Raw genomic sequence first — 12,983 nt, forward strand, 5'->3', positions numbered from 1 at the left:
AAATTATTCCTTACCGGCGTGGCTGACCAGCCAGCAGTTGTGAATTTGACGATTACGGGCAAAGTCCTGAGACAATGTTTTTTGCGTGATCTCCTGCGCCTGCAGGCCGAGCCGTTGCAGGCCTTCCAGATCCATTTTAAAACCGCGCTTATTGTTAGAGAACATAATAGTGCCGCCGCGACGCAGCATACGCTTCAGATTTTGCAGCAGCATCAGATGGTCGCGCTGCACATCAAAATCAGCTTCCATTCGCTTGGAGTTGGAGAACGTCGGCGGATCGATAAAGATCAGGTCAAACTGCTCATCACTCTCACGCAGCCAGCTCAGGCAGTCGGCGTGCAGCAGCCGATGCTGGCGGCCGGTCAGGCCATTGATGCGCAGGTTGCGCTCGGCCCACTCAAGATAGGTGCGCGACATATCAACCGTGGTGGTGGATTTAGCTCCACCCAGCCCGGCATGCACGCTGGCGCTGCCGGTGTAGGAGAACAGGTTCAGGAAGTCTTTTCCTTTACTCATTTCTCCGAGCATCCGTCGCGCGATACGGTGATCGAGAAACAGGCCGGTATCAAGATAGTCAGTCAGGTTTACCAGCAGCCGGGCGTTAAACTCCTGCACTTCAAAGAATTCGCCTTTTTCACCCAGTTTTTGATACTGATTTTTGCCTTTCTGTCGCTCGCGGGTTTTCAGCACCAGCCGGTTAGCCGGGATCTCCAGCACGCTGAGCGTGGCGCTGATGACATCAAACAGCCGCTGACGCGCTTTCGCCGCATCAATGGTTTTCGGTGGCGCATACTCCTGTACCACTACCCAGTCGGCGTAACGATCGACCGCGACATTATATTCCGGCAGATCGGCATCATAGAGGCGATAGCACTCAATGCCCGACTGACGCGCCCACTTCTCCAGCTTCTTCAGGTTTTTGCGCAGGCGGTTCGCGAAATCCTCTGCAATCTGCGCGCTGCCAGCCGCACCGGAGGCCGCCAGCTGATAGTTTTTCTGCACGCACTCCAGCGGGCCATTTTTCGCTTTAAACTGGCGCTCCGCGCGCAGCTGCAGGCAGCTCAGCAGATCGGGTGAGGCGCTGAACAGCGACAGATTCCAGCCGCCAAACTGCTGCTTCATAATGCGGCCCAGCTGGCTGTGCAGCGCAATCAGCGCCGGCTCGCTCTCCAGGCGCTCACCATACGGCGGGTTACTCAGCACCGTTCCGGTCGCGGTTTTATCGTCAAGCGGATTGCTCAGCTTCAGTACATCCTGCTGCGCAAAGGTGAAGAGCTCAAAGACGCCGGCACGACGTGCGTTAGCGCGCGCCCACTCCAGCACGCGGCCATCGTTATCATAACCAAAGAAGCGTGCCTGGGTGGCCGCGGTGCCAGCCCGCGCGCGCTGCAGCGCTTCGCTGCGCAGATCCTGCCACAGCGCTGCATTGTGCTGCTTCCAGCGGCTAAAGCCCCAGTGGCTGCGCAGCAGACCCGGCGCGCGATCGCAGGCAATCAGGGCAGCTTCAATCAGCAGCGTGCCGGAACCGCACATGGGATCCAGCAGCGGCGTTTCCGGCTGCCAGCCGGAACGCATAACAATGGCTGCCGCCAGATTCTCTTTCAGCGGGGCCTGACCGGTCTGCTGGCGATAGCCACGCTGATGCAGCGCGGTGCCGCTCAGATCCAGCGCGATGCTGACGCGATCTTTATTCAGCCAGGCGTTGATGCGAATACCGGGCTGCTCGCGATCCACGCTCGGACGCGGCAGATCCTGACGGGTAAAACAGTCAACGATCGCATCTTTGATACGCAGTGCACCAAACTGGCTGTTGCGGATGACGTCGTTAGTGCCGCTGAAATGGATGGCAAAGGTGGTTTCGCTGTCAAACAGCTCAGTCCAGGGGATACTCTGCGCGCCGACATAGAGATCGAGGTCACTCCAGACACCGAATTCTCCCAGCGGCAGCAAAATACGTGAAGCCAGACGGCTCCACAGCAGGCTTTGATACATAACGCGATCGTCGGCACGGAAGTGGACGCCGCCCTGCACCACCTGCAAATCCTGCGCGCCCAGCGCGTCCAGCTCAGTTTTCAACAGCTCTTCGAGCCCACGCGCCGTACTGGCAAACAGAGAATTCATATCGTCACTTATACTCTTGCTAAAATTGTTGCGCATTATAGCGAATCAGCGTCCTATGTCATAAAGTTAGCTTCTTTTTGTCTGCATGGAACGATGATGATTACCTTATCCCGTCTTTATATTCACCCGGTCAAATCGATGCGCGGCCAGCAGCAGTCGCACGCACAGGTGCTGCAGAGCGGTCTGGCGTTCGATCGCATCTTTATGATTGCAGAGCCAGACGGGACATTCATCACCGCCCGTCAGTTTCCGCAGCTGGTACGTTTTACGCCGGTTATGCTGCCGGATGGCCTGCTGATTAACGCGCCGGACGGCCAGCAGGCGCTGATCCGCTATGCCGACTTTGCGGCAGAAGAGAGTGAAACCGTTGTCTGGGGTAACACCTTTACTGCCCGCACCGCGCCGGAAACGATCAACCGCTGGCTGAGCGACTATTTTCCGCGCCCGGTACAGCTGCGCTGGGTGGGCGAAACGCCGACACGTCGCGTAAAGCGTTTTGACGCCGTGCCGCTCGGCTTTGCCGACGGCTATCCGTTTCTGCTGGTCAATATGGCGTCTCTGCAGGATCTGCAGCAGCGCTGCCCGGCTGGCGTACGCGTGGAGCAGTTTCGCCCTAACCTGGTGGTCAGCGGTGCCGCGGCCTGGGATGAGGATAGCTGGAAGCGACTGAAAATCGGTGACGTTGAGTTTATCGTGCCGAAACCGTGCAGCCGCTGCGTATTCACCACTATCGGAACGGAAAGCGGAGAAAAACACCGCGCGGGTGAGCCGCTGACCACGCTGCAGGGCTTTCGCAGCGCGCAGGATGGCAGCGGGGATATCGATTTTGGCCTGAATCTGGTTGCCCTGAACAGCGGGCTGATCCGCAGCGGCGACAGCGTGACTATTCTGGAACGTCATACCCCGCGCGGCTACGGGGCCGGCGAAATTGCGGCGCCGCTGAACGCAGAGACAGGCACGCCTGCCAGCGTTACCATTACCTGTCAGGGCCGGCGCTTTGAGGGAGATAATCAGCAGGTATTACTGGAACAGCTGGAGATGGCAGGGTTTCGCATTCCCTATTCCTGCCGGGCCGGGCTGTGCGGCAGCTGTAAAGTGACGCTGGTGTCCGGCACCGTCAGGCCGTTAAAACAGAGCGCCGTACGCGCTGACGGCACGATTCTGAGCTGCAGCTGTATTCCGGCCAGTGATATTGACCTGGCGTAAGGGTTAAACCGCGCGCGCGTACCAGGTCGCCAGCTGCAGCGGCTGCAGGCGATCGTTCATGATTTTGATCGCATCGCCCAGCTGCATACTTTTTCCCGCCACGCTCAGTCCTGGCTGTGCAACCAGGCAGAGTGCCGCGTTTTCACTGCTCTCTACCACCAGCAGCTGCGCCTGCTCACCACTCTCTGCCAGCGTAGCCGTGACCATATCGCCCGCGACCGGCTGCCAGCTGTGTTTGTGGCTGATAAAGTGCCAGCTTTTCGGCATCAGCGGCTTAAGAAAGCGGCTTGCCACCAGCGCATTCAGGATCAGCTCGGCTCGCTGATGAGCGGATAATTCACACTCACGACAGCGATCGTCGAAACTGAAATAGAGTGCGGCGTCATCGACGCAGAAGCCGCTGCTGTTAAACGCGTCGGGGGTCAGCATTTTGCGGGAGAAGCGGGAGCGGAAGAGTGTGCCATCAGCCAAATCAAGCATCATACGGTCATGCTCGGCGTCGTAATACCAGCGCCAGTTGTCATCGGGTTTGATTTTCATGATGTGCCCTGTTGGGTTCTGCTGCGCTAAATGGCGCCTAAAAAATAAAATATCGCTTTAAGCAAAAAGCTGAAAAATAGAACAACAGGGGAAAATATAAACGAGCCAGAGGGAGAAATAAACCCCCTGGCCGGGGAAAGTGAGATATGTCTTAGAGGTGGGTCACGATATCTTTAATTAAAGCCGGTCCCTGATAAATAAATCCGGAGTATATCTGCACCAGCGTGGCGCCCGCGGCAATTTTTTCCCGTGCGGCGATCAGTGAATCTATTCCCCCTGCACCAATAACCGGTAAGCGCCCCTGCAGCTCCAGTGCCAGTCGGCGGATCACCTCGGTGCTGCGCGCCTGCACCGGGCGCCCGCTCAGGCCGCCCGCTTCATCCGCATATTTAAGCCCGCTGACCAGCGTACGATCCAGCGTGGTATTGGTTGCAATTACTCCGTCAATTTGGTGGCGCACCAGACTGTCAGCGACCTGGATTAATTCCTCCTCAGACAGATCCGGCGCAATCTTTACTGCCACCGGAACATATTTAAGGTGTCGCTGCTGTAATTCCTGCTGTTTTAATTTAATGGCTGCCAGCAAATCGTCCAGCGCATCGCCATATTGCAGCGTACGCAGCCCCGGCGTGTTAGGTGAAGAGATATTTATCGCAATATAACCCGCGTGGGCGTAGACCTTCTCCATGCAGATCAGGTAATCATCTTTCCCCTGCTCTACCGGAGTATCTTTATTTTTGCCAATATTGATCCCCAGCACGCCTTTAAATCGCGCTTTTTTAACGTTCTCTACCAGGTGATCAACCCCGTGGTTATTAAATCCCATCCGGTTAATGATGCCGCCCGCCTCAACCAGACGAAACATGCGCGGTTTATCATTGCCCGGCTGTGCACGCGGCGTCACGGTTCCCACCTCGATAAAGCCAAACCCCATTGCGCCGAATGCATCGATACACTCCGCGTTTTTATCCAGACCGGCTGCCAGACCCAGCGCGTTGGGAAACGTGAGGCCCATACAGCTGACCGGACGCGCCGGCAGCGACTGCCGAATCAGCCCTTCCAGCGGCGTACCGCTGATAAAACGCAGCTGCTGGAAGGTGAGTTCATGCGCGCGCTCGGGATCGAGTTTAAACAGGGCGGGCCGGACGATGGGATATAACATGCACTCTCCTGAATGGCAGTAAACGAAGAAACAGCGGGTGCACGGGATGACGTGCGCCAGAATGGTAAGGTGCTCTGGCGCAAAAGTAAATTGGTGACGAAACGCAGAATACGATCGCGATCAACGGCGGGACGAATAACGACTCAGGCGATTACGGCACGCCTGCAGACCGTGATAGAGCGGCGGACAATACCACAGCAGTTTCAGTCGGGTATTATGGCGTAAGACGCGCCGGACCAGTGCATTCACCCGCGGCTGCCACTCTGCAGGTACCCTAATGCGGTGTTTGCGGATCTGCGCCAGGCAGCCATGCATAATGGTCTGATAGTAGTCATCCAGTAATGCGTAATCCTGCGGCAGCTGATGCGCACGCAAAAAGGCTTCGCTGCTGTCGCGGGCGATAAAATAGTTTTTGATCCATGAGAAGTCGCGGGTGCTTTGCGACAGTGAGCTCAGCATAAAGCGCTTGTAGTAATAACTCTCGCTGGTGCAGTAAAAGCTGTGCGCCTGCATATAGAGCGCAAACATAAAGGGCGCATCTTCATGATTCTGAATCGGCAGGAAACTCAGCCCCAGCCGCTCAATCAGCTGCCGGGAAATAATGCTGCTCCAGATCACCCGGTGCGCCGACTGATGCTGGATCAGCGTACGCAGACTTTCGCTGCCGCCGGAAAACAGGCCGCTGACGTGACGCTGATGTATCGTCTGATAGTGGCGCTGCGGCTCCGGCACATCAAAAAACATTTTTGCACCGAAGCAGAACAGCTCGAGTTCGTTATGCTGCGCCTGCGCGCGCCGGAAGTCAGCGAAGAGATCGGCAGAGATAAAGTCATCGGCATCCATAAAGTAGATAAAATCGCCGGTGGCGACCGCCATCCCTTTCATCCGCGCAGCGCTGACGCCGCCGCGGTTGCCGCTCAGCAGGGTGACCTGCGGATGCGCAGCGGCGAACGCCGTAAGCCAGCTCACGCTCTCATCCGTTGAGCCATCGTCGATAATAATGATCTCATCTGCCGGCGACGTCTGCTGCAGCAGCGACTGCATCGTCTCCGGCAGCCACGGGGCGCAGTTCCAGTTAGGAATAATGACCGATACAGTCGGTGCGTGACGCGACGTCATACTTATCCTCTTTCTTCAGCATTAACAACAGGGGTGCGGCGCAGGCGCTTCAGCACCAGGCTGTGCAGCAGACAGCAGACACCGAGATTCACGGCACCAATCAATGCCAGCCAGAGCAGGTTGATCCAGCGATTCTGATTCCACTCAATAGGCAGCAGCGTGCTCAGGCCAGCAATCAGGCCCGATACGGCCCAGATCAGCGCCACATCGCGCGTGAGCCAGGTAAAGTGAATACCCGGCGCAAAGCGACGGTGTACCAGCCATGCCCAGCCAGCCAGGTAGAAAATGTTCTGCGCCAGCCACAGCCAGCCGGTTCCCAGCGCGCCGTAGTGAATCGCACACCAGATGTTAAGCGGCACCAGCAGAATGGCAAACAGGGTAAAGCCCTGCATATGCAGCTTGAGGTTGCCATTGACGTATTGCAGGTGATAGAGCAAGCCACAGATCGCCTGAATCCCGCTGCCTAACGCATAAAGCGTCAGGACAAAAGCCATCTCATCGACAATCTGCGTTTTTTGCGTCCACGCCCAGAGCAGCGGGCCTGAATAGCAGGCGATAGTGATGCTGAGCGGAGCCATAAAGATGGCGACAGCCTGCGTAGTGTAACGGTAGAGCCGCAGTGATTCCGCATCGCCCTGTTGCTGCGTTTTCATGCCGGTCATACGCGGCACAATCGCCTGCATAATCGGGCTGCTGAGCAGCAGGATACCGGTTGCCGCCGTGGCCACGACGGTAAATGATCCGTACTCGCTCAGCGGCAAAGTTTTGGACAGTACCAGTCGGTCAATCTGCGAGATAAACGTCCAGATTGCGCTGGAAAACGCGGCGCTCAGCGCAAAACGAATAAAAGGCCTCAGCACCGCTTTCAGGTCGCTGCGCTTCTCTTTACGCGCCGCGCGCGGAATGAGCTGGTGCGCCTTCCAGATACAGCATCCCGCCTCAGCAACAGAGACCAGCAGCTGCCAGATAAAGAACGTCAGTACTGCATTAGCGAAGAGCTGGATCACCAGCACCGCACCAAACGTGCGCAGCGTGGTGATAGTCAGGTTAACGCCATTCAGCCAGACCTGATGTTCGAAGCCGATGATCACGCTGCGATAGGGGCTGGTGCGCCAGCGAATAGCTGCGGTGATCACCATAATGGCCACGGCGATAACCACATCGCCGGCCGGCAGATGACGTGCATCCAGCCAGTGGGTTGCTATCCACGGCGTTGCCAGCCAGCCCAGCACCACCAGAACCAGCGTGGAAAAAAGGAAAAAGCGCGTCAGCGTGGTAAACAGCGCCGGAAACCAGACAAATTCCGCCTGATTGGCGCGGTAGCGTGCGGCTTCCCGCATCAGCGTGGTGGAAACGCCCGCATCCAGCAGCTGCAGCCAGGTCAGTAAAATAGAAAAGAAGCCAACCAGGCCATACGCTTCCATACCCAGATGCTGAATATAGAGCGGCACCACTAAAATACCTGACAGCGTCAGGTAGATCTGCCCGACATAGTTGGCAATCGCATTACGTTTGATAGACATAAAAGTAAGGGGGTCTGGGTATTTTTCTCAATGTCTTCAAGCGTGACACAAAAATGTGACAGCGCCCACAGGAGTAATTCTTAAAAACCGCCGGCGTCAATGCCGCCGCTTTTTCTTATTTTCATTAATAAAAAACAGAAATCGGGCCATTTTATCTGCCGCCGTTCATCTCCTCTCCCTGTGTGCAACATATGCAGGGCGGGATTCATTTGCCGTTTTAATGCTTTTGATTGCCGGATAAATCATTTACCCCTTTTCCGCTGCTCTGGCAGGATTAACTCAATCAGTTCTCAATTACCTAAAATCGATAACTTTTTGATATAAGGAGCAGGTATGCGGATTCTTACGCTGGCGGGCAGCCCCCGTTTTCCTTCACGTTCCACGGCGCTGCTGACGCACTGCCAGCGCAAGCTCGAAGCCCGGGGGGCGGACGTTGTTGCATGGAATATTCACAATTTTCCGCCAGAAGAGCTGATCCATGCCCGTTTTGACTCACCGGCGCTGAAGGCGTTCAGCGCTGACGTCGCCAGCGCAACCGGCATCATTGTTTCCACGCCTGTTTATAAAGCGTCATTTTCAGGTGCGTTAAAAACCGTGCTGGACCTGCTGCCGGAGCGGGCGCTGGAAGAGAAAGTCGTGCTGCCGCTGGCAAGTGGCGGCAGTGTGGCACATATGCTGGCGCTGGATTACGGGCTCAAACCGGTACTGAGTGCGCTGAAAGCGCAGGAAGTGTTACAGGGGGTATTTGCGCAGGATCTGCAGATTACGCACTACGACCGCCAGCCGGAGTTTGCCGGCGATCTCACCTCCCGCATTGATGATGCGCTGGAGAGCTTCTGGCTCGCGCTGCAGCGCCGTCATCTGCCCTTTGCCCGGGCTGTCTGAGGAGACACTATCGTGAAACGACTTATAACGGCTCTGCTGCTGCCGGCGCTGGCTGCTCTGTTTACCATGACGGCCAGCGCAGCGGACGCGCCTGCTCAAATCCGCATCGGCTATCAGAAAGGTTCGGTCAGCATGGTGCTGGCAAAATCGCATCGGCTGCTGGAGCAGCGTTTTCCGGCAATGGCAATTAAGTGGATTGAATTTCCTGCCGGCCCGCAGATGCTGGAAGCGCTTAATATCGGCAGTATCGATTTAGGCAGCACCGGGGATATTCCTCCGCTGTTTGCGCAGGCCGCCGGCGCCGATTTGCTTTATGTCGGATCGGAACCCGCAAAACCTAAAGCAGAAGTGATCCTGGTGCCGCAGAACAGCCCCATCCACAGCGTGGCCGACCTGAAAGGCCGCAAAGTTGCCTTTCAGAAAGGCTCCAGCTCGCACAATCTGCTGCTGCGCGCGCTGCAGCAGGCGGGTCTGAGTTTCACCGATATTCAGCCGGTCTATCTGACGCCAGCCGATGCCCGCGCGGCGTTTCAGCAGGGTAACGTTGACGCCTGGGCGATCTGGGATCCCTATTACTCAGCCGCCCTGCAGCAGGGCAACGTACGCGTCCTCACTGACGGCAGCACGCTGAACCTGACCGGCTCTTTCTACTTGGCGACCCGACAGTTTGCTGAAGCCAGCCCCGATACCCTCAGCCAGGTGCTGGCCACCTTCAGCGAGGCGGATGCGCTGACGCAGAGCCAGCGCGCGCAGAGTATCGACCTGCTGGCGCAGGCGATGGGCCTGCCAGAACCGGTGCTGGCGAGCTATCTCGACCATCGTCCGCCCACCACGATCACACCCGTCAGTGAACGCACCGCCGCCGCGCAGCAGCAGACTGCCGATCTGTTTTATAGCAGCCATCTGTTGCCGGTCAAACTCACCATCGCCGATCGCATCTGGCAGCCCCGTACGGCCCACTAATAAGGAATAACACAATGAGCGTATCTGTTTTCTGGTTTCTTCCCACGCACGGCGATGGCCACTATCTGGGGACCGCTGATGGCGCCCGACCGGTTGATCACGGTTATCTGCAGCAGATAGCACAGGCCGCTGACCGGCTGGGTTTTGGCGGCGTCCTGATCCCGACCGGACGCTCCTGCGAAGATGCCTGGCTGGTCGCAGCCTCGCTGATCCCGGTTACGCAGCGCCTGCGCTTTCTGGTGGCACTGCGTCCCGGCGTGATCTCGCCGACCCAGGCCGCACGCCAGGCGGCAACGCTGGATCGCCTCTCTAACGGCCGCGCGCTGTTTAACCTGGTGACCGGGGGCGATCCGGAAGAGCTGGCGGGCGATGGCGTGTTTCTCGACCATCGCGAGCGCTACGCAGAATCGGCGGAGTTTACCCGCATCTGGCGACGCGTTTCTGAAGGTGAAACGGTGAACTATGAGGGCAAGCACGTCAAAGTGCGCGGTGCCCGCCTGATGTTCCGTTCGGTACAGCAACCGCGCCCGCCACTCTGGTTCGGTGGCTCTTCTGATGCTGCGCAGGATCTGGCTGCTGAACAGGTTGATGTTTATCTCACCTGGGGCGAACCGCCCGCGCTGGTCAAAGAGAAAATTGAGCAGGTTCGCGCCAAAGCCGCAGCGCAGGGGCGCACGGTGCGCTTCGGTATTCGTCTGCATGTGATTGTGCGCGAAACCAGTGAAGAGGCGTGGCAGGCAGCGGATCGGCTCATTTCACATCTGGATGACGCCACGATTGCCAAAGCACAGGCGGCGTTTGCCCGCACGGATTCGGTCGGGCAGCAGCGGATGGCTGCGCTGCACGGCGGCCAGCGCGATAAGCTGGAGATCAGTCCAAACCTCTGGGCAGGGGTCGGCCTGGTACGCGGCGGAGCCGGTACCGCGCTGGTGGGCGACGGGCCTACTGTTGCAGAGCGCATGCGCGAATATCAGGCGCTGGGCATTGAAACCTTTATTCTCTCTGGCTATCCGCATCTGGAGGAAGCGTATCGCGTTGGCGAGCTGCTGTTTCCCCATCTTGACCTGGCCGTGCCGGAGGTGCCCAAACCCCGCGTCGTGCAGGCGCACGGTGAAGCCGTGGCCAATGATTTTACGCCGCAGAAAGTTGCGCAGAGCTAAGGGGACACGATGTCTGAGCAGATAAAAAGGCTGCGCAATGCGCTGCTGCCCTGGCTGCTGCCGGTGGGAGTGATTGCGGTATGGCAGCTTTCATCATCACAGGGCTGGCTCTCCACGCGGATTTTACCGGCGCCGGAGAAAATTGTGACCACCTTCTGGCAGCTGACCGCCAGCGGCGAACTGTGGCAGCACCTGGCGATCAGTAGCTGGCGCGCGCTGCTGGGTTTTGCTATCGGCGGCTCGCTCGGGCTGGTGCTGGGGCTTATCACCGGCACATCGCGTACCGGTGAGCGCCTGCTGGATACCTCACTTCAGATGCTGCGCAATGTGCCGCATCTGGCGCTGATCCCGCTGGTGATCCTCTGGTTCGGCATTGATGAATCGGCCAAAATTTTCCTGGTCGCGCTTGGTACGCTGTTTCCGATCTATCTCAATACCTATCACGGGATCCGAAATATCGATCGCGGCCTGATAGAGATGGCGCGCAGCTATGGCCTCTCCGGCTGGTCGCTGTTCACGCAGGTTATCCTGCCTGGTGCCCTGCCCGGCATCATGGTCGGCGTGCGCTTTGCGCTGGGTCTGATGTGGCTGACGCTGATTGTGGCTGAAACAATTTCAGCTAACTCCGGCATCGGCTATCTGGCGATGAACGCGCGCGAATTTCTGCAAACTGACGTGGTCGTGGTGGCCATTATTCTGTATGCCCTGCTGGGTAAACTGGCAGACGTGGCGGCGCAGCTGCTGGAGCGTATCTGGCTGCGCTGGCACCCGGCCTGGCAACTGAAGGAGAGCAACGCATGAGCAATGCCGTACAGCACCCGCCGCGCCTGATCAGCGGCACGCCGGTCGCCATCAGTAATCTGTCTAAGCACTATGGCAACCGTACTATTCTCGACCAGGTCAGTCTGCATATTCCGGCCGGGCAGTTTGTTGCCGTGGTCGGACGCAGCGGCTGCGGCAAAAGCACTCTGCTGCGGCTGCTGGCCGGACTGGAAGTGGCCAGCCAGGGCGAGCTGCTGGCGGGTCACGCGCCGCTGGCCGAGGCGCGCGACGATACGCGACTGATGTTTCAGGATGCGCGCCTGCTGCCGTGGAAGAAAGTGATCGATAACGTCGGACTCGGCTTACGTGGTCGCGAATGGCGCAGCGCTGCGCAGGCGGCACTTGAGGCGGTAGGCCTTGCCGATCGCGCAAATGAGTGGCCTGCTGCCCTTTCGGGCGGACAGAAGCAGCGCGTGGCGCTGGCGCGGGCGCTGATCCACCGCCCTGGCTTACTGCTGCTGGATGAGCCGCTGGGCGCGCTGGATGCCTTAACCCGTATTGAGATGCAGGGGCTGATTGAATCACTCTGGCAGCAGCATAACTTTACGGTACTGCTGGTGACGCATGATGTCAGCGAGGCGGTGGCGCTCGCCGATCGAGTCTTACTGATTGAAGAGGGTAAAATTGGCCTTGATCTGACGGTTGATGTGCCGCGCCCGCGCCGCAAAGGGTCAGCACGGCTGGCTGAGCTGGAAGCAGGCGTGCTGGATCGGATAATGAAGCGCAGCGCCGCTGAACAGCCGCTGCGCTTTGCCCGGCAGCGCTAAACGCCCTGCCCGCTGGCCGTCAGATTCGCCAGCGGGCGGCGACATCAGTGATGCAGCAGGTCATCCACCACCTGTGCTTTGGTCAGCTGGTAAGGAAAGAAAGTGGGCCAGTTTTCCAGTTCATCAAACAGTGCGGCCTGCGATACGTTGCCTGTAAAAATGTGAAAATGCGACGATTTTCGCGGGCTGATAATATGGTCGCTGAACTGCACAAAATGCGGCGCTTTACTGGCTTTATCGGTGCACTCAAACAGATAGCGCACGCCTCTTTTACCGGAAGCGTAGTTGAGCACCTTGTAGCCTTTGTACGCATATTTACAGCTGCTGACTTCGCCTTTTTCGGTAAACTCCATGACGTCGTTTTCAATGCCGATATCAGTGATATCGCTGGCATAGCCGGTGAGATAATAGTGTTTAATGTCGCTGAATGAGCGCGTTTTATCAGCTGCCGCCTTTTTACGAAATACCGGATCCAGCGCGCCATCTTTGGCATACGGATACACTGACTGCCATACGCCTTCCCAGTCAGAAAGCGGTCGATCTTTGATGTCGGCATCGGCAAAAATGCCGTTTGCCGCGCTGACTTCTTTTGCACTTAACGGAGCCCCGTGCGAATGACCACCGTGTGCAAACACCGGTGAACTGCAGGCTATTCCCAGAAATAGTGTCCAATACGCTACTTTCATCTTACTCTACTCACGTCCTGTTTTATTGA

12 protein-coding genes are annotated in these 12,983 nt (G+C 57.7%); 6 read left to right on the top strand and 6 right to left on the bottom strand.

The genetic code is table 11. The features are described from left to right. Window positions 1–3: 3 nt before the first annotated feature. On the bottom strand, window positions 4–2,121 hold the full coding sequence (gene rlmKL / locus BBA90_RS13940; protein WP_065649671.1) for a bifunctional 23S rRNA (guanine(2069)-N(7))-methyltransferase RlmK/23S rRNA (guanine(2445)-N(2))-methyltransferase RlmL: 2,118 nt from the start codon (window positions 2,119–2,121) through the stop codon (window positions 4–6). 96 nt (window positions 2,122–2,217) lie between these two features. On the opposite strand from rlmKL, the gene BBA90_RS13945 reads away from it, so the two are divergent. Beyond that, window positions 2,218–3,327, top strand: a complete 1,110-nt coding sequence (locus BBA90_RS13945) for a YcbX family protein (protein ID WP_065649672.1) — start codon at window positions 2,218–2,220, stop codon at window positions 3,325–3,327. A 3-nt stretch (window positions 3,328–3,330) separates the two neighbouring features. Here BBA90_RS13945 and BBA90_RS13950 read toward each other — a convergent pair whose 3' ends face one another. The 4 genes from BBA90_RS13950 to BBA90_RS13965 all read right to left on the bottom strand — a co-directional run bounded on the left by BBA90_RS13950 (window position 3,331) and on the right by BBA90_RS13965 (window position 7,671). Further along, complete coding sequence (locus tag BBA90_RS13950; RefSeq protein WP_065649673.1) at window positions 3,331–3,867, bottom strand: cell division protein ZapC; 537 nt, start codon at window positions 3,865–3,867, stop codon at window positions 3,331–3,333. Window positions 3,868–4,018: 151 nt separating this feature from the next. Next, entirely contained in the window at window positions 4,019–5,029 is a 1,011-nt protein-coding gene (pyrD, locus tag BBA90_RS13955) for a quinone-dependent dihydroorotate dehydrogenase (RefSeq protein WP_065649674.1), read from the bottom strand. A 120-nt stretch (window positions 5,030–5,149) separates the two neighbouring features. Next, window positions 5,150–6,148 carry a glycosyltransferase family 2 protein gene (locus BBA90_RS13960; protein WP_240484892.1) on the bottom strand — a complete coding sequence of 333 codons (999 nt, stop codon included), beginning with the start codon at window positions 6,146–6,148 and terminating at the stop codon, window positions 5,150–5,152. Window positions 6,149–6,150: 2 nt separating this feature from the next. Next, entirely contained in the window at window positions 6,151–7,671 is a 1,521-nt protein-coding gene (locus BBA90_RS13965; protein ID WP_065649676.1) for a lipopolysaccharide biosynthesis protein, read from the bottom strand. A gap of 333 nt (window positions 7,672–8,004) precedes the next feature. On the opposite strand from BBA90_RS13965, the gene ssuE reads away from it, so the two are divergent. Genes ssuE through ssuB form a run of 5 tightly spaced genes read left to right on the top strand, consistent with a single transcriptional unit; the run spans window position 8,005 to window position 12,268 of the window. After that, window positions 8,005–8,556 carry an NADPH-dependent FMN reductase gene (ssuE, locus tag BBA90_RS13970; protein WP_065649677.1) on the top strand — a complete coding sequence of 184 codons (552 nt, stop codon included), beginning with the start codon at window positions 8,005–8,007 and terminating at the stop codon, window positions 8,554–8,556. A 12-nt stretch (window positions 8,557–8,568) separates the two neighbouring features. Further along, a complete protein-coding gene (locus tag BBA90_RS13975; RefSeq protein ID WP_065649678.1) occupies window positions 8,569–9,519 on the top strand; it encodes a sulfonate ABC transporter substrate-binding protein in 951 nt (316 codons plus the stop codon). Between the two features lie 14 nt (window positions 9,520–9,533). After that, the gene (gene ssuD / locus BBA90_RS13980) at window positions 9,534–10,679 is read left to right on the top strand and encodes an FMNH2-dependent alkanesulfonate monooxygenase (RefSeq protein ID WP_065649679.1); all 1,146 of its coding nucleotides are present in this window, start codon (window positions 9,534–9,536) and stop codon (window positions 10,677–10,679) included. Between the two features lie 9 nt (window positions 10,680–10,688). Further along, complete coding sequence (gene ssuC, locus BBA90_RS13985; RefSeq protein WP_065649680.1) at window positions 10,689–11,480, top strand: aliphatic sulfonate ABC transporter permease SsuC; 792 nt, start codon at window positions 10,689–10,691, stop codon at window positions 11,478–11,480. Beyond that, window positions 11,477–12,268 carry an aliphatic sulfonates ABC transporter ATP-binding protein gene (ssuB, locus tag BBA90_RS13990; RefSeq protein ID WP_065649681.1) on the top strand — a complete coding sequence of 264 codons (792 nt, stop codon included), beginning with the start codon at window positions 11,477–11,479 and terminating at the stop codon, window positions 12,266–12,268. The genes ssuC and ssuB overlap by 4 nt, the downstream gene beginning before the upstream one ends. A 44-nt stretch (window positions 12,269–12,312) precedes the next feature. On the opposite strand, the gene zinT is transcribed toward ssuB, so the two are convergent. Then, window positions 12,313–12,954 (bottom strand): metal-binding protein ZinT, encoded by a 642-nt coding sequence (gene zinT / locus BBA90_RS13995; RefSeq protein ID WP_065649682.1) that lies wholly within the window; start codon window positions 12,952–12,954, stop codon window positions 12,313–12,315. Window positions 12,955–12,983: the final 29 nt, after the last annotated feature.

Source organism: Pantoea eucrina (assembly GCF_001691555.1).
GTDB lineage: Bacteria > Pseudomonadota > Gammaproteobacteria > Enterobacterales > Enterobacteriaceae > Pantoea > Pantoea borealis.